Origin of the sequence: Sphingomonas sp. SKA58 (genome assembly GCF_000153545.1) — a bacterium.
Classification (GTDB): domain Bacteria; phylum Pseudomonadota; class Alphaproteobacteria; order Sphingomonadales; family Sphingomonadaceae; genus Sphingobium; species Sphingobium soli.
Genome location: NZ_CH959308.1, coordinates 37400 through 54280 on the forward strand (window position 1 = coordinate 37400; position 16881 = coordinate 54280).

12 protein-coding genes are annotated in these 16881 nt (G+C 62.9%); 4 read left to right on the plus strand and 8 right to left on the minus strand.

The window, feature by feature from the left end; genetic code table 11:
• Genes SKA58_RS15585 through SKA58_RS15595 form a run of 3 tightly spaced genes read right to left on the minus strand, consistent with a single transcriptional unit; the run spans position 1 to position 4028 of the window.
• Positions 1–2139: an RNA degradosome polyphosphate kinase gene (locus tag SKA58_RS15585; protein WP_009823429.1), complete on the minus strand. Its 2139-nt coding sequence runs from the start codon at positions 2137–2139 to the stop codon at positions 1–3.
• A 3-nt stretch (positions 2140–2142) separates the two neighbouring features.
• Entirely contained in the window at positions 2143–2793 is a 651-nt protein-coding gene (locus SKA58_RS15590; RefSeq protein WP_009823430.1) for a chromosomal replication initiator protein DnaA, read from the minus strand.
• Positions 2790–4028 (minus strand): hypothetical protein, encoded by a 1239-nt coding sequence (locus SKA58_RS15595; protein WP_009823431.1) that lies wholly within the window; start codon positions 4026–4028, stop codon positions 2790–2792. The genes SKA58_RS15590 and SKA58_RS15595 overlap by 4 nt, the downstream gene beginning before the upstream one ends.
• A 117-nt stretch (positions 4029–4145) precedes the next feature.
• On the opposite strand from SKA58_RS15595, the gene purM reads away from it, so the two are divergent.
• Entirely contained in the window at positions 4146–5240 is a 1095-nt protein-coding gene (gene purM, locus SKA58_RS15600) for a phosphoribosylformylglycinamidine cyclo-ligase (protein ID WP_009823432.1), read from the plus strand.
• A 37-nt stretch (positions 5241–5277) separates the two neighbouring features.
• On the plus strand, positions 5278–6228 hold the full coding sequence (gene purN, locus SKA58_RS15605; RefSeq protein WP_037543888.1) for a phosphoribosylglycinamide formyltransferase: 951 nt from the start codon (positions 5278–5280) through the stop codon (positions 6226–6228).
• Positions 6229–6270: 42 nt separating this feature from the next.
• Here purN and SKA58_RS15610 read toward each other — a convergent pair whose 3' ends face one another.
• The gene (locus SKA58_RS15610; RefSeq protein ID WP_009823434.1) at positions 6271–6933 is read right to left on the minus strand and encodes an RpiB/LacA/LacB family sugar-phosphate isomerase; all 663 of its coding nucleotides are present in this window, start codon (positions 6931–6933) and stop codon (positions 6271–6273) included.
• A gap of 252 nt (positions 6934–7185) precedes the next feature.
• On the opposite strand from SKA58_RS15610, the gene SKA58_RS15615 reads away from it, so the two are divergent.
• Both SKA58_RS15615 and nadB read left to right on the plus strand, forming a co-directional pair.
• Positions 7186–8118, plus strand: a complete 933-nt coding sequence (locus SKA58_RS15615) for an ABC transporter ATP-binding protein (protein WP_009823436.1) — start codon at positions 7186–7188, stop codon at positions 8116–8118.
• A gap of 65 nt (positions 8119–8183) precedes the next feature.
• Positions 8184–9800 (plus strand): L-aspartate oxidase, encoded by a 1617-nt coding sequence (gene nadB / locus SKA58_RS15620; RefSeq protein WP_009823437.1) that lies wholly within the window; start codon positions 8184–8186, stop codon positions 9798–9800.
• Here nadB and SKA58_RS15625 read toward each other — a convergent pair.
• The 4 genes from SKA58_RS15625 to SKA58_RS15640 form a co-directional block, all read right to left on the minus strand.
• The gene (locus SKA58_RS15625) at positions 9797–11677 is read right to left on the minus strand and encodes a response regulator (protein WP_050763056.1); all 1881 of its coding nucleotides are present in this window, start codon (positions 11675–11677) and stop codon (positions 9797–9799) included. The genes nadB and SKA58_RS15625 overlap by 4 nt on opposite strands.
• Positions 11670–12545 (minus strand): CheR family methyltransferase, encoded by an 876-nt coding sequence (locus SKA58_RS15630; RefSeq protein WP_050763073.1) that lies wholly within the window; start codon positions 12543–12545, stop codon positions 11670–11672. The genes SKA58_RS15625 and SKA58_RS15630 overlap by 8 nt, the downstream gene beginning before the upstream one ends.
• Positions 12542–15646: a response regulator gene (locus SKA58_RS15635; protein ID WP_009823440.1), complete on the minus strand. Its 3105-nt coding sequence runs from the start codon at positions 15644–15646 to the stop codon at positions 12542–12544. Before SKA58_RS15635 ends, SKA58_RS15630 begins: the two co-directional genes overlap by 4 nt.
• A gap of 152 nt (positions 15647–15798) precedes the next feature.
• Positions 15799–16842, minus strand: coding sequence for a ParB/RepB/Spo0J family partition protein (locus tag SKA58_RS15640; RefSeq protein ID WP_037543788.1), 1044 nt, complete (start codon positions 16840–16842; stop codon positions 15799–15801).
• Between the last annotated feature and the right edge of the window lie 39 nt (positions 16843–16881).

Genomic DNA, 16881 nt, shown 5'->3' on the forward strand with positions numbered 1-16881 from the left:
TCAACCCCCGCTGCGCAAACGCAAGGTCGGGACGGCGTCGCTGTCCAGAGCCGCGCCGCGTCCCGAAAGCGACGGATTGGTCATGAAATAGCGATGCAGGTTGAACGGCTTCTCGCCTGCCTCGACCCGGCTATAATGGCCTTCGGCATCCAGCTCCCAGCTCTGTTCCGTATCGATAAGGTTGGCGACCATCACCTGGTCGACGATCTGGTCGTGCACGGTGCCGCTTTCCACCGGGGCCAAAAATTCCACACGGCGATCGAAATTGCGCGGCATCCAGTCCGCCGAGCTGATATAGACTTTCGCGCCGTTGTTGGGCAGCGCCTTGCCATTGCCGAACACGGTGATGCGGCTATGTTCCAGGAAACGGCCGACCACCGACTTCACGCGGATATTTTCAGACATGCCCGGCACCCCCGGCCGCAGGCAGCAAATGCCGCGCACGATCAGCTCGATCCGCACCCCGGCATTGCTGGCGGCATAGAGTTTTTCGATGATCGCGGGATCGACCAGGCTGTTCATCTTGGCCCAGATGGTGCCGGGCCGCCCGGCGCGCACATGATCGATTTCCGCCTCGATCAGTTCACACAGCCGATTGCGCAGGTCGCGCGGGCTCATCACCAGCTTTTCCAGACCCTGCGGTTCGACATAGCCGGTGATATAGTTGAACAACGCTGCGGCATCGCGGCCATAATCGGGATTGGCGGTGAAGAAGCTCAAGTCAGTGTAAATCCGCGCGGTGATCGGGTGGTAATTGCCGGTGCCGAAATGACAATAGGTGCGGAACTGCTCTCCTTCGCGCCGCACGACCATCGACACCTTGGCATGGGTCTTCCAGTCGATGAAGCCGTAGACGACCTGCACGCCCGCACGCTCCAGCGCGTCCGCCCACATCAAATTCTGTTCTTCGTCGAATCGCGCCTTGAGTTCGACCACTGCGGTCACGGACTTCCCCGCTTCGGCGGCGTCGATGAGCGCCCGGATGATCGCCGACTGTTTGCCCGCGCGGTAGAGCGTCTGCTTGATCGCGACCACATCCGGGTCGGACGCCGCCTGTTTCAGGAAGGATATGACGACGTCGAACGCTTCATAGGGGTGATGGACGACAATGTCCTTGGCCCGGATCGCGGCGAAACAGTCGCCGCCATATTCGCGGATACGTTCGGGAAAGCGCGGCGCATAGGGTTCGAATTTGAGGTCTGGCCGATCTTCATCGACGATGCCGGACAAGTCGCCGATGCCGACAAAACCCTCCACCTCCTCGATGATCGCGTCATGCCCCTGGAGCATGTCCTGCAACATTTCCTCGACCGGTTCGGGAATGCGCTCCTCGATTTCCATGCGGATAACACGGCCGCGGCGGCGGCGTTTGATGGCGCTGCGGAAATAGCGGACCAGATCCTCCGCTTCCTCCTCGATTTCGATGTCGCTGTCGCGGATGATGCGGAAGACGCCGCTGTTGCGAACGCGATAGCCAGGGAAGAGGTCCTCCGAAAAGCGCCGGATCACCGCCTCCAGCGCCATGTAGCGCGCTGGGTCCCCTGGCACGCGCACGAACCGCGCGAGCGACGATGGGATCATCACCAGCTCGCGGATCGGCTGCTTGTCCGACAGGCGCTCGAGATCGAAAACGATCGACAGCCCCTGGTTGGGAATGAAGGGAAAGGGGTGTGCCGGGTCGAGGGCCTGGGGGGTCAGGATCGGGAAGATCTGCGTCAGAAAATGTTCGCGCAGCCAAGCGGCGCAGACATTGTCCATGTCGGCCGAAGGGCCGATGACCTCGACGCCAACCTGCGTCAGTTCGCCATGGAGCGCGCCCCACACTTTCTGCTGCGCGCGCATCAGCGTGCCTGTCGTCTCGGTAATCGCGGACAGTTGCTGCGCCGGAGTCAGCCCGTCGGCGGAGCGCATGTCGACATTCTGTAATTGTTGCCCTTTAAGCCCTGCGACCCGCACGGAAAAAAACTCGTCAAGGTTCGCGCCCGAAATCGACAGGAAGCGCAAGCGCTCCAGCAGCGGATGGGCGCGGTTCATCGCCTCTTCCAGCACGCGCTGGTTGAACGCCAGCCAGGACAGCTCACGATTGAAATAGCGGTCGCTGGGCAGCGACAGATTGGCAATGGGATCGGCTTCGGCCACGGACTACTCGCGTTGCACTGAGGAAGGATCGGGCGGGACTATAGGCAGGATACCCGCAGATTGCAGGGCCTCTTTCGCCATTGCGACCGAAATCTTGCGTCCAGATGACAAGGCAGCGCGATCCAGCAGGCGCGTGATCGTTTCGATGGCGGCGTAGGATCGGTCGATCCGCCGCGCCAGCCAATCTGGCAAATCCGCAGAATACGCCGCGCCAGCGGCATCGAAACTGCGCTGGATGAGTGCGCGGGTCAGCATCTCGTCGGGTGCATCGATGCCGACATGGGGGACGGCGGCCAGACGGGAGCGTAGGTCGGGTAAGGTGACGGGCCAGGTGGCGGGCGGTGCCTGCCCTACGAGCAGAAGCGGGCGATGCTCCGTCTGCGCGGCGTTCCAGGCATGAAATAGCCGATGATCGTCCAGCGGGCGGTCACCCTCATGCGCATCATCGATGACATCGCCACCGCTCATGCGGGCGAACTGACGTGCCAGTGTCGACCGTCCCGAACGCGGCGGGCCAGTCAGAACGGCAATGGACAGCGGCCAATCCCGCCAACGCTCCAGATAGGCAACGGCGACACGATTGGCGTCGCTGACAAGAAAATCGCCTTCGCCCCTCCCTTCATGGCCTTCGAACGGAAGGCTGATCTGGCTCATTGCGCGGGAGGCGGCGCCTGTCGCCGCGTGATGCGCAGCGTCGTTCCAGCCACGGCGACCTGATAACCGCGCGCCTGAAGCCCGGTGCGCAGCATGTCGATGCTGCCGTCATACCCGACCTGCATGACCGATGTGCCGCCCAGCGCCAAACTGCTGGTCGATGCCGAACGCACGCCCGGGATGGACCGGACGGCCGATTCGCCTGCGCCCACCGAACTGACGTCCGGCGTGTCATATTGGATCGTAAAGCTGCCGGTCGTGCTGACGCCCGCAACCGGCACATCGATCGCCTCGATCGGCGCTTCGACGGCATTTTCAATCTCCAGCGTGGCGGGATCGACCGGCTCCTCGATGATGAGCGAGGGGTCAGGACGCAGGCGGCCGTCGTTGAGCGCGCCGGTATAGAGCGTGTCGATCCGCTTCGCGCCTTCGTCCAGCATCTGCGCCAGGCCACTGGCGTTCGACGCCCGCAGCGCAAAGCTGCCGATCAGGCTGTTGTCCGGGCCATAGCGCGCCGTAAAGGTCGCGGTAATCGGGCCGCCGGGATAGGCGCGCTCCAACCGCACGATCGGGATGACGACATCGGCCGCGCCATATTGGTCGAGCAGCACCCGCCACCACAGCCGGCCGCGTCGCCCGGTCTGGCCAGCATTGAGCAGGATCGGATCGGCGATTGATCCGGCGACGCGCACATAATCGATGGCGCTTTCGCCGGTCCGATAGCGCGCCCAAGCCTTCTGCCATTCATTGGTCCGCTCGTAGGAAACGGCGGACCCGCCATCCCACATCACCGGAATGACCAGCAGCGGCGGCGACCGACGGACATTGCCCGACACGCCGAGCAACTGCCCGGTGCGCGCGCGATCGAACATGACGCCCAGCGTAGCGACATAACGGGTGGGGCCCACCTGCTCCTGCTCGATTTCGATCCCTGAAATCATCGCTTCCAACTGCGAATCGGACAGCGCCGGCGCGCCCGCACCGCCATGGGTGCGGCTCCACAACATCCGCCAGGCCTGTCGCTGCGCCATGCGCCAGCCGGCATAGCGCGCGCTGTCAGCGTCCTTGGCTTCCACATCCACCTTGACGCCTGTCACCTCGAAATCGCCGCCGCTGGCGATTGGCGGGACGCCGCGTTCCCCCTCCATCTGCGCGAACAGCGCGGCGGCCAGCAAGCCAAGACCGATGGCGATCGCGATCTGGACAGGCCGGGACAGCAGGCGCACCAGCGCCATGGGCCGGAACAGGGGGCGGGACAGGGACGGGCTCAGGCTCACGCGCACCCTTTTGGCGCGTAATGCCCGGGATGCCAAGCTTCCGTTTTGCGCCTCTTTGTTCTAGGGGCGCTGATCATGAGCGACAACGAATCCTACAGCTACGCCAAGGCTGGCGTCGACATCGCCGCGGGCAATGCCCTGGTCCGCGCCATCGCCCCCCTGGCAAAGGCGACGCGCCGGCCGGGCGCTGACGCGGAACTGGGCGGCTTTGGCGGCTTTTTCGATCTCAAGGCCGCGGGCTATGATGACCCGTTGCTGGTCGCGGCCAATGATGGCGTCGGCACCAAGCTCAAGCTCGCGATCGACCATGGCCGCCATGATGGTGTCGGCATCGATCTGGTCGCGATGTGCGCCAATGACCTGATCGTCCAGGGGGCAGAGCCGCTCTTCTTCCTTGATTATTATGCGACCGGTCGGCTGGAAAGCGGCGTCGCCGAACGCGTCATCGCCGGCATTGCCGAGGGATGTCGTCAGGCGGGCTGCGCGCTCATTGGCGGCGAAACCGCCGAAATGCCGGGCATGTATGCCGATGGCGACTATGACCTTGCGGGTTTTTGCGTCGGCGCGGTGGAACGATCCAAGGCACTGACCGGTAACCGGGTGAAACCCGGCGACGTGCTGCTGGGCCTCGCCTCTTCGGGCGTGCACTCAAACGGCTATTCGCTGGTCCGCCGCCTTGCCGCCGACAAGGGGTGGAGGCTCGACCGCCCTGCCCTGTTCGACCAGGACGTGCTGCTGATCGACGCGCTGATGGCGCCCACGCGCATCTATGTGAAAAGCTTGCTGCCGCTGGTGCGCGCGGGCTTGATCAACGCGCTGGCGCATATCACCGGTGGCGGCTTGCTGGAAAATATACCCCGCGTCCTGCCCGAAGGCGCGCACGCCGTGATCGAAGCCGACGCCTGGGTTCAGCCCCGGCTGATGGCCTTCTTGCAGGCACAGGGCCATATCGAGCCGGAGGAGATGGCGCGCACGTTCAACTGCGGCATCGGCATGGTGCTGGCCGTGGATGAGGCGCATGTTACCGCCGTTACGAAGGCGCTGGAGGATGCGGGCGAAGCCGTGTTCGCCATCGGCGCGGTCGTTACCGGGGAAAAGGGCTGCACCGTCCGGGGCAGCGCTGACAGCTGGAGCGCGAAAGCAGACTGGTCGGCCACCCATCTGGGGTGATGCCACCAACCTTGTCCGGCGGAACGGAGGGAAAATGATGGCAAAAGCCAGGGTCGCTGTTCTGATTTCCGGGCGGGGGTCGAATATGGCGGCGTTGCTCTATGCCGCAAAGGCTGACAACTGCCCCTATGAGATCGTGCTGGTCGCCGCCAATGACCCGGCCGCACCGGGCCTGGCGCTGGCGGCGGCGGAGGGCATCGCCACCTTTGGCTACAGCCACAAGGGGCTGAAACGCGCCGAATTCGATTCGATCATCGATGCCCAATTGCGCGCAGCGGGTGCGGCCTATGTCGCTCTGGCGGGATATATGCGGCTGCTGTCGCCGGAATTCGTTGCCGGCTGGGAAAACCGGATGCTCAATATCCATCCCAGCCTGCTGCCCAAATATAAGGGCCTCGACACGCACCAGCGCGCCATCGACGCAGGCGACAGCCAAGCTGGCTGCTCCGTTCATGTCGTGACGGCCGAACTGGACGACGGGCCGGTTCTGGCGCAGACTGCGGTCGCGATCCTGCCGGACGATAGCGCCGACAGCCTTGCCGCCCGCATCCTGATCGCCGAGCACCAGCTCTATTCGCGCACGCTGGCGGAGTTCGTCACGCGCGAGCAGCAGCCCGAATGGATGCTCAACCGCGTCCGGGAAATTGCCCTTGCCCTGCCCCAGGCAGACGAGATCACCTCCCATGGCATGCCATGTTTCGGGATTGAAAAGGGCAAGAAATTCGCTTGGTTCACCCGCGACCATCATGGCGACGGCATCGTTGCACTGCTGGTCAAGACCACCGCACCGGACGAACAGGCGGCGTTGATCGATGCGGACCCCGACCGATATTATCGCCCGGCCTATTTCGGCACGGACTGGGTCGGCATCCGGCTGGACCAAGGCGCCAATGACTGGGACCACATCGGCGATCGGCTTCGCGCTAGCTGGCGGCAGGTTGCGCCGAAGAAGCTGCTCGCGCTCATGGATATCGCCGAAGATTTTTAAGAGCAAACCGGACGGCGCGATTGCCGCCCGGTCGCCTCATACTCAGGCGTCAGCCAATGCCGGCGCCCCTTCCAGAACGCCCTTCACATAATCGCGAATGGCCTCATCCTGCGCATTGGCGAAGAAATACTCCTGGAAGCGTTCACCGGCGATCGCGGCCTTGAGCAGATCCTGATCGACCGACTTCAATACCGTCACCATGTCCTTGCACGAAGCGTCCTTCAATGATTTCAGGATGCCGCGATTCTTGGCCATGATTTCGGCCCGTTCCTTGGGATAGCCAAGGCCCCGCTCGCCTTCGAACAGCTTGCGGTAGACATCCTGCAGGTTCAGCTCGGCGGCCCAGCCAAAACCCTTGGCATAGGGCATGGAAATGGCGTTGCCGTCATTGATCTGTGCGAACAGGAAAGCGTCGGTCGGATCGATGACCAGGCCGCAAAACACGCCGGGCATGGCATTGCATGCCAGCATGGAACCCATGCCCGTGCCGCAGCCGGTAACGACGAAGTCGGCCGCCTTGGAATTGAGCAGGATGCCGGTCAGGATGCCATTCATGACATAGGTCAGCGAAGCCTTATCCTCGGCCGTATACATGCCATAGTTGAACACTTCATGGCCCAGCGGTTCGGCAACGGCGGTCAATGCCGAATGGATCGTCGAATTCTTCGCCGCCTGGCTGTTTTCCGTAATCAGGGCGATTTTCATCAATAGTCTCCAGATGAGAGGCGGATGGAAAGGACCAATAGCAGTGCGGGTTTTGGAACGCATGCCCACACCTTGGGAATCCTACCCCTACACGAAAAGCGTCCCGGCGGAAATCATCAAGCCCATATTCAACCCACTCGGGGCACTCCATGTCTTGCCGGCCCCGATCCCGAAAGGCCGCCAGGCGATCCTTAGCCTCCCCAATGCCTCCGCCCTCTTCCCTTCTTCTGTCGCCATCCCCATAGAACAGGCATGACTGACAGCCCTGCCCCGCAAGCCGCTATCGAAATCCGTAACCTCACCAAGGTCTACAAGGGCGGCAAGCGCGCGCTCGACGGCATCGACCTCACCATTCCACGCGGCCAGATTTACGGCCTGCTCGGCCCCAATGGCGCGGGCAAGTCGACCACGATCAACATCCTGGCCGGCATGGTGAACAAGACGGCCGGCGACGTGCGCATCTGGGGCTTCGACATCGACGTCAATCCGCGCAACGCCAAGAATTCGATCGGCATCGTGCCGCAGGAAATCGTCTTCGACCCCTTCTTTACGCCGCTGGAGACGCTGGACAATCAGGCAGGCTTCTACGGCGTGCCCAAGGACAAGCGCCGGTCGATGGAATTGCTGCGCGCGGTGCATCTGGACGACAAGGCCAATGCCTATGCCCGCACCCTGTCGGGCGGTATGAAGCGTCGGCTGCTGGTCGCCAAGGCCATGGTCCATTCGCCACCCATCCTGGTGCTGGACGAACCCACCGCCGGCGTCGACGTGCAATTGCGCCAGCAATTATGGGACTACGTCCGCGAACTCAATGCCATGGGCGTCACCATCGTGCTCACCACCCATTATCTGGAGGAAGCCGAGGAACTGTGTGACCGCATCGGGATCATCAATCATGGCAAGGTGATCACCGACAAGCCGACACGCGAACTGATCGCCATGGCACAGGAGAAGGTCGTGCAGGTAACGGTCGATCGCGATGTGACGGCCGCGCCAGATGCCCCCTGTTTCGAAAAGGTGGAACTGTCCGGCGAACGCACACTCACCATCACCTACAGCAAGGACCGCGCCAATGCCGGCCAAGTGCTGAGCGCCGTGCAGGCAAGCGGCCTGTCGATCGTCGATGTGGTGACCCGCGACCCGGACCTGGAGGATGTGTTCCTGCATCTGACGGCGGCGGCGTAACGCGAAACAGTCCCCCCTTCCGTCTGCGGAAGGGGCGTAGAACAGAAGCAGCAAGAGCGCTATATATGCCCACCACCCCCCATGACGTCATCATCATCGGTTCTGGCGCCGCCGGACTGACGGCCGCCATCAACCTCGCGCAGGATCGCAAGGTCCTGGTGCTGGCCAAGGGCGCGCTCGACAGCGGGTCGACCAACTGGGCGCAGGGCGGCATTGCTGCTGTACTCGACGCGGGTGACAGTTTTGAGGCGCATGTCGACGACACGATGGTCGCCGGCGCGGGCCTCAACAATCGCGCGACGGTGGAATTCGTCGTGTCCGAAGCGCCCGCCGCGATCGAGCGGCTCGCGGCGCTCGGCGTGCCCTTCAACCCCAGCGAGGATGGCGGCGACGCCTTTGGCAAGCGCTGGGACCTTACGCGCGAAGGCGGGCACAGCCATCGCCGCATCGTCCATGTCGACGACGCCACCGGCCACGCCGTCCAGGTCGCCTTGCTCAAGGCCGCGCGCGCCAATCCCAACATCACCTTGATGGAGGATATGGTCGCGATCGACCTTATCACCTCGCGCCATGGCGAGCGCTATTCGGGCGACGGCCATGTCTGGGGCGTCTATGCCTTTAACAAGGCGACCAAGCGCGTCGACGCACTGCTGGGCCGCGCAACCATCCTGTGCACTGGCGGCGCAGGCCGCACCTATCTCTTCTCCACCGCGCCGCGCGGCGCGACCGGGGACGGCATCGCCATGGCTTGGCGCGCGGGGTGCCGCGTTTCCAATATGGAGATGAACCAGTTTCACCCCACCTGCCTCTATAATCTGGAGGTCAAGAATTTCCTGATCACTGAAGCGGTGCGCGGCGAAGGCGGTCATCTAAAACTCCCCCCCGGCGTGCCGGGTGGCGGCGAACGCTTCATGCCGCGTTTCGACGCGCGCGCGGAACTCGCCCCGCGTGACATCGTGGCACGCGCCATCGACCATGAAATCAAGCGCCTGGGGCTGGACTATGTCCATCTCGACATCAGCCACAGGCCGCCGGAATTCGTGAGGCATCATTTCCCGACCATCTATGCCCGGCTGCTGGATCTCGACATCGACATTACCAAGGAGCCGATCCCGGTCGTCCCGGCGCAGCATTATACCTGTGGCGGCGTCATCATCGACCTTGATGGCCGCACCGACCTGCCCGGCCTCTATGCCGCTGGCGAAGTGACCGAAAGCGGCCTTCACGGAGCCAATCGCCTGGCGTCCAACTCCCTGCTGGAATGTTTCGTTTTTGGAGAAGCGGCGGCCAAGCATATCCGTGGCTCCTGGGACGACCTGCCCCCGCCCCCGCCGATCCGCGCGTGGGACGAAAGCCGCGTCACCAACAGCGACGAGGAAGTCATCGTCCAGCATAACTGGAAGGAAATCCGCCGCTTCATGTGGGATTATGTCGGCATCGTGCGCACCACCAAGCGGCTGGAGCGGGCGCAACACCGCATCGACCTGCTTTCGCGCGAGGTTGACGATTATTACGGCAATTTCCGGGTGACGCCCGACCTCATCGAATTGCGCAACCTGCTGGAAGTGGCGCGGCTCGTCGTTCGCTCCGCGCTCCATCGCAAGGAAAGCCGCGGCTTACACTATACCCTCGACTATCCGGACACTTTGGCCCAGGCGGTCGATACGGTGCTCGCGCCCTAATTCGCAACGTGGCGCGCGGGCACCGGTTCAGGCGTCGGCGACTTGACGATGTGCCGCAAGATGGTGAGCAGATGGCCTCTGTCGAACGGCTTGTTCAGCAACGGCCGCTCGTTGAAGGCGACGGGCAGATGCTCGGGTCCATAGCCAGACAGGAACAGAAAGGGTATGCCCCGGCGATCCAGCGCTTCGGCGATCTGATCGACCGCCGCCCCTTGCAGGTTGCCGTCGAGGATCGCCGCGTCGAAAGCAAGTGTTTCGGCTGCATTGACCGCATCGTCCAGGGTCGATGGCGTCCCGACCACCCGCGCGCCGGCTTCGGTCAACACGTCGGCGAGTTCGAACGCGATCAGCGGTTCATCCTCCACCACCAGAAATTCCAGCCCTTCAAGGATGGTGTGGCTGTTGAGCCGTTCGCCATAGATGATCGGTTCATGGACTGCCGCGCCGGGAGGTGGGCTGGCCGATCCCATGTCCGTCGTGGCCGGGGACCAGGGAAGGTCGAACTGCCAGTGCACGCCTTCGACCGGATAGTCGGCGCTCACCGCCCCACCCTCCCCCAAAAGGCTGCGTTCGACCAATATCGTGCCGAAGCCCTTGCGCGTTGGCGGGGTGACGGCCGGCCCGCCACTTTCGCGCCAGCTAAGCAACAATCGTTCATTCACTATCCGCCAGTCGATGAACACATGCCCCTCGCGGTTGGATAGCGCGCCATATTTGGCGGCGTTGGTGCCCAGTTCGTGCAGGACCAGCGCCAGATGCAGCGCCAGGTTGGGCGACAATTCGACCTGAGGGCCGGACACCGAACATCGTCCCTCATCGATCGTGCCCAGGTCGAGTTGATCCTGCACCAGTTGCGACAGGCTGGCGCTTTGCCAGGTCTGGCGGCTGAGCAGCGAATGCGCCTGCGCCAGCGCCTGAAGGCGACCGGTAAATTTGTCAGCGAATTCAGCGGGGCTGGGCGCTCCTTTGATCGTCTGGAAGGCGATCGCCTGTACTGACGCGAGCGTATTCTTGACCCGGTGGTTAAGCTCCCCGATCAAAAGATGCTGTGTTTCCTCCGCCCGCCGCCGTTCGGTAATATCCAGAATCTGGACGCTAACGGAAGCCGGCTTGCCCTGATGGTCCAGCAACAGGGAATAATAAAATTCACATTCCAGCGACGCGCCGTCGATCCGCTGGACGGCATGGACCTGCATGTCGCGCTGTTCCCCGCCAAGCGTCAGGGCCGCGACATGGCGCGTGACCGCACCGGCCGTGTCCACATCCATCCATCCGATGGTTCCGGCATGGCGTCCCAGCACCGCCTCGGCCGACCAGCCGAACAGCCGTTCCGCCCCGCGTGTCCAGCTGATCAGCCTCAGGTCAGGCTCGAATTCCACGATGGCCAGCGGCGAATTGTCGCGATGGGCATTGAGGCGGTTGAGCGTCGTCGCCAGCTGCTCCGCCGTGTCGCGCAAGGCATCGCGTTGGCGTGCCAATGTCTGGCGCTGCCGGCTCAGTTCGAAAAAGACATCGGTTTTGCTGCGCAGCATGCGCGTGTCGATGGGCTTGAGCAGATAATCGACCGCACCGGCCTCATATCCGCGAAAGCGGCGCTGTTCATCGGTCGCGACAGCCGTCAGAAAGATGATCGGAATAGCGCGGGTCCGCTCGGTCGAGCGCATGATCTCGGCCAGTTCGAACCCGTCCATTTCCGGCATCTGCACATCGAGCAACGCCAGCGCGAATTCATGCTCCAGCATCAGTTCCAGCGCCTGCGCGCCCGACTGCGCCTTGAACAGGCGCAGTCCGTCATTGGCCAGCAGCGCTTCGAGCGCTTCCAGATTCTGGGGCACATCGTCCACCAGCAGGAAATTGATCGGCGCTTCTTCAGACATGGACGACATTTCCTGCGCTTTGGGCTTTCCTGTAAATCCGCTCCTGCGCGGCAAATTCGCTAAATGCATTTGCATGGGTTGAAAAACGCAAGGTTTCCTTGGCGCCCAGACCCAGAAAACCGCCTCGGACCAACGAGTCCTGGAACAATCCGATCGCCCGGTCCTGCAAGGGGCGATCGAAATAGATGAGGACATTGCGGCAGGATATGAGATGCACTTCGCCAAACACCTGATCATTGACCAGGCTATGCTCGGCAAAAAGCGTGCGCTCGCGCAGGCTGGGATCAAAGCGCGCACCGCCATAAGCGGCGGTATAATAATCGCTCAGCGATGTGCGCGCGCCCGACGCCTGATGATTGGCGGTAAAGCCCGCCAGCCGGTCCAGATCGTAAATGCCCATTTCCGCCTTGCGCAGCGCGGCCGGGCTGATGTCTGTGGCATAGAAGAGCGTGCGGCTGTCCAGCCCTTCCTCCCGAAACAGGATGGCGAGCGAATAGAGCTCCTCCCCCGTGCTGCATCCCGCGACCCAGACCTTGAGTGAGGGGAACGTCGCGAGATGGGGGATGACCTCTTCGCGCAGGGCACGAAAATAGCCGGGATCGCGAAACATCTCGCTGACATGGATGGTCAGGAAACTCAGCAGGTCGGGCAATATGGCCGGTTCGTGCAGCATCCGATGCTGTAACATGGACAAGCTGTCGCACTGGAAAAATTGCTGCGCCCGAACCATGCGGCGCAGCATCGACCCGCGCGAATAGCCGCGAAAGTCGAACTGGTGGCGGCGCCATAGCAGGTCGAGCAGGCAGTCAAGCTCAAGCAATTGCAGCTCTTCGATGGTGTCGTTCGCCACGACCGCGTCGATCGTCATCGCGGCATCCACACCCGCACCAGCGATAGCAGCTTGTCCACGTCCAGGGGCTTTGCCAGATAATCATTGGCCCCCGCGGCGATGCATTGCGCCTGATCCTGCGCGGTCGCCTTTGCGGTCAGGCTGATGATCGGCAAGTCGCGCCAGTTCGGATTGGCCCTGATCTCGCGCGTGGCCGTCAGCCCGTCCATCTCGGGCATCATCACGTCCATCAACACCAGGTCGATATCCCGTCCGCGCTCGCCCTCCAGGAATTTAAGCGCTTCCACGCCGTTTCGCGCGATATGAACGGTGGCGCCATGCGGCTCGAACAGGCTGGTGAGTGCGTAGATATTGCGCACATCATCCTCCGCGACCAATATCTGGCGCCCTTCCAACAGCGCGTCGCGATTGAGCGCGGTCGCCAGCATCGCCTGCTGCCGCGCGGGCAGATCGGCGACCACCTGGTGCAGGAACAGCGTCACTTCATCGAGCAGCCGCTCGGGCGACTTTGCCCCCTTGATGATGATCGACTTGGAATAGCGGCGCAGGCGCAACTCCTCCTCGGCCGACAGATCGCGGCCGGTATAGACGATCACCGGCGGGAAGGAGAGGCTGTCATCGCGGCTCAGCTTTTCCAGTAGCTCAAAGCCCGATGCGTCCGGCAGATTGAGATCCATGACCATGCAGTCGAACGTCTGGGTAGACAGCCGCTCCAGACATTCGCTTGCGTCGGCCGCCTCGACCGTATCGACATCGCGCGTCGCCAGCAGCAGGCGCAGGCTTTCGCGCTGGGTGGCGTCATCCTCCACCAGCAGAACGCGGCGCATGCGCGCGGAAAAATGATGCTGCAACCCTTCCAGCACCTCGGTAAGCTGCTGCCGTTTGACCGGTTTGAACATATAGCCCACCGCGCCGCTCGACAGCGCCGCATGCGCATGGTCGGCCACAGATACGCAATGCACTGGAATATGCCGCGTATTGACGTCGCGCTTCAGCCGGTCGAGCACGGACAGCCCGCTATGGTCGGGCAACCCCATGTCCAGGATGATCGCCTGCGGCACGAACTGGCGCGCCAGCGTCACGCCCTCGTCCGCGCTTTCGGCCAACAGGCACTGGAAATCCAGTTCGCGCGCCAGGTCGCACAATATGCGGGCGAAGGCCGGATCATCCTCGACAAACAGGATGACGCGGCTGTCGCCGGTCAGGGCGTCCCGATCATCCTCGACAGACCGGACGCGCGGCGGTGGCGCTGGCAGGTCGGTGCGGGTCGCCAGCAGCGGGGCCGCCTCGCGCGGCGCGGGCCGATAATGCGGACGGGTGACGGGCGTCTCGGTGAAATGGCGTGGCAGCGTGAGCGTAAAGCTACTCCCCTCCCCCGGCGCGCTCACCAGACTGATCTCGCCGCCCAACAATTTCGCCAGTTCGCGCGATATGGACAGGCCCAGCCCGGTGCCGCCATATTTGCGGCTGACCGATCCATCGGCCTGCCGGAAGGGTTCAAAGACAGTCTGCTGCTGCTCGACCGGAATGCCGATGCCCGTGTCATGGACGGTAAAGGCAATGGCGTCGTCCCCAGCCTCCTCCACCGTCAGCGTGACTTCGCCCTTGTCGGTGAACTTGATCGCGTTCGACAGGAAATTCTTGAGGATCTGCTCCACCCGATGGGGGTCGCTCTCAATCTCGACCGGCATGGCGCTGGCCGCTGGGATACGCAGCGCAATCCCCTTTTGCCGCGCGCCCGGTTCCAACAGAGCATGCAGCTTCTCGACCATCGGCGCGATGCGCATGGGCCGCGTCTGAAGGTCGACATGACCCGCTTCGATCTTCGAAATATCCAATATGTCGTTGATCAGCAGCAGCAGGTCGTTGCCCGACGTCTCGATGGTTTCGGCATGGCGAACCTGCTCGGCGGTCAGGTTTCCTGCTCGATTGTCGGCTAGCAATCGCGCCATGATCAGTAGCGAATTGAGCGGGGTGCGCAGCTCATGGCTCATATTGGCGAGAAATTCGGATTTGTAGCGGCTCGCCTGCTCCAGTTCGCGCGCCTGCTCCTCCAACGACGCCTGCGCCCGGGTCAGATCATTGCGCTGCTGAACCAGCTGCTGCGTTTGCTCCTCCAGCTCGACATTGGTCTGTTCCAATTCCGCCTGCTGCGTTTCCAGGCGCGCCTGAGAATCGAGCAGCACCCGGCTTTGCTCTTCCAGTTCCTCGTTCGCGCTGCGCAACTCCTCGCTTTGCGCCTGCAATTCCTCCGATTGCTGCTGCGTCTCCTCCAGCAATTCCTGCAAGCGCTCGCGATAGCGCGCGGCGCGGATCGCCTTGCCGATCGCTTCCCCTGCCCGCTCCAGCAATATCAGCGCCTGGGCGTCTGGCTCCTGCGCAAAACCGATTTCCAGCACGGCAACGACATCATCGTCAGCGCAGGCGGGCGCGACCAGCATGGTGGTGGGCGCGGCCTGCCCCATGCCGGCGCCATAGGCCAGATAGGATGGCGGCACCGGACCGACGCGGACAATGCGCCGTTCGGTGATGGCGACGCCGATCAGACCATCGTCTGGACCGGTCGAGCTGATAATGTCCGCGCCCTGGGGCACCCCGATGCTGGCGACCCTGCGATAGGCCGCGCCGTCATCGACGAATAGCAGGGCCGCCTGCGCATCCAGACGTGTCACGAGATTGCGGAGCAGGTCTTCGCCCAGCGTCTGAAGATTGCGTTCGCCCGCCATGGCCCGGCCAAGGCCGATCTGCGATCGCTGAACCCATTCCTCCCTCCGCACGGCCAGTTTCGTGCGAATGAACGCATAGCCAAGGCCGCCCAACAACCAGGCCGTTAGGCCCCCGAGCGAGCGATTGACCTGCGCAACAGTCGGATCGACGCCCGCCGGCGCGATCTGATAGCCGATCGCCATCAAGAGAGTCGCGATCACCGCCAGCAGTGGCGGAATGATCGCCCGTGACGTCATGTAGGACAAGGTGAGCGGCAGTAGGTATAGCACCCATACCGACATGCCGAGTGGCAATGCCATGTCCGCCAGAAAGGGCGGGATCATCAGGATCAGCAAGGCAAAGGGAAGCAGCGTCGAAGATCGCGCCGGCGTCATCCCGAACAGGGAGGGCATTATGTTTCCACACTCTTGTAACAGCGCCCCCACGCCGCGCGGCCATATTGCAAGCAGGCCGCACCGGCGCAAGGGCATTCAGGCAAATATCTGCAGTGCCTATATGGCAAGCCACAGCCCTTTTTTCGAACGCGGATCGCGCACCCTGCCTGTTATCCGGCTGGCCAATGATTGTCGAGAAGGTCGCGTAAAGCCCCTTCGGCCTCAGCACGCGACCCGCCACCCTTGTGAAACAGGGTCAACGTCACGCCACGCCGGTCCTTCGCATCGACCCGCAACAGAGGCGCGCCTGCGGCGCTGTGGACGATGACGGCATCCGATCCTGTCCTCTTGGGGGCCTTGGGCGGACGAGCCTTTTCCCGCATATTGGCGGTCATGCCGGCCGCTGCGACCAAAGCGCGGATCATCTCCGGCGCATTGGCAGGAATGCCCCCCTCCCCTGCCAATCGTGCTTCGCGAATTCGGCGTGCCTCGCCCAGCACCGTGGCGCGCATGTCATCGGCCTTCAGGATCGGCTTTAGACTGCCGATATGGGAGATTTTAAGGTCGAAGGGGTCGGGAAACGCCTCCACCAAATCCTGCGGCAGTCGGGCAAGGTCAAGATACCGGCTCAGCCAGGCCTCTGACTGGTTGAGCCGCTTGGCCATCTGCTTCTGACTGCCGGCATAATAAAGGTCGAGCGCCTTTAAATAGTCACGCGCGCGCTCCAGGTCGCTTAGGTCCGCCCGCGCGCGATTTTCCAGGTCCGAGATGCGGAACGCTTGCTCATCCGTTAAGTCCCTGATTTCAACGAGATAGCGTATTTCAGGATGATTATGCTGGCGCAGCCAGGACACCGCCCAATGCCGGCGGGCGCCGCAGATCACCTCATAATCATAATCGGGGTCCTGCACGCGCCGGACAATCGCAGGCACCTCCTGCTTGCCCTGCGCCACTATGCTTTCGATAAGGTCGTTGCAGCGCTCTTCATTCAGCGCCGCATAATCCCGGTTGTGCCGATCCCAGATGCGGCACCGGGCAGGATCGACAAGCTCCTGCGGGTTATTGACCACCGACCCGGACGCCAGTTCCGCCAACCGGTTGTTGCGTCCCCCCAGCACGCCAACGCCCAGGCGCGAAGGCCGCCCCTGTCCCTCGGCCGCAGGCTCCACTGCCGACACCAGGTCGGCCATGAAACTCTTGTTCCGGGAGTTCATGCTCGCTCTCCTCCATGCCAAATTGCAGGGCTGCAATTT

Excerpts from the sequence above, each read along its gene's own strand:
- SKA58_RS15615 (WP_009823436.1), top strand. The coding sequence starts at position 7,186 with ATGACTGACAGCCCTGCCCCGCAAGCCGCTATCGAAATCCGTAACCTC.
- SKA58_RS15595 (WP_009823431.1), bottom strand. The coding sequence starts at position 4,028 with ATGGCGCTGGTGCGCCTGCTGTCCCGGCCTGTCCAGATCGCGATCGCC.
- SKA58_RS15630 (WP_050763073.1), bottom strand. The coding sequence starts at position 12,545 with ATGACGATCGACGCGGTCGTGGCGAACGACACCATCGAAGAGCTGCAA.
- SKA58_RS15590 (WP_009823430.1), bottom strand. The coding sequence starts at position 2,793 with ATGAGCCAGATCAGCCTTCCGTTCGAAGGCCATGAAGGGAGGGGCGAA.
- SKA58_RS15625 (WP_050763056.1), bottom strand. The coding sequence starts at position 11,677 with ATGTCTGAAGAAGCGCCGATCAATTTCCTGCTGGTGGACGATGTGCCC.
- purN (WP_037543888.1), top strand. The coding sequence starts at position 5,278 with ATGGCAAAAGCCAGGGTCGCTGTTCTGATTTCCGGGCGGGGGTCGAAT.
- purM (WP_009823432.1), top strand. The coding sequence starts at position 4,146 with ATGAGCGACAACGAATCCTACAGCTACGCCAAGGCTGGCGTCGACATC.
- SKA58_RS15640 (WP_037543788.1), bottom strand. The coding sequence starts at position 16,842 with ATGAACTCCCGGAACAAGAGTTTCATGGCCGACCTGGTGTCGGCAGTG.
- nadB (WP_009823437.1), top strand. The coding sequence starts at position 8,184 with ATGCCCACCACCCCCCATGACGTCATCATCATCGGTTCTGGCGCCGCC.
- SKA58_RS15610 (WP_009823434.1), bottom strand. The coding sequence starts at position 6,933 with ATGAAAATCGCCCTGATTACGGAAAACAGCCAGGCGGCGAAGAATTCG.
- SKA58_RS15635 (WP_009823440.1), bottom strand. The coding sequence starts at position 15,646 with ATGCCCTCCCTGTTCGGGATGACGCCGGCGCGATCTTCGACGCTGCTT.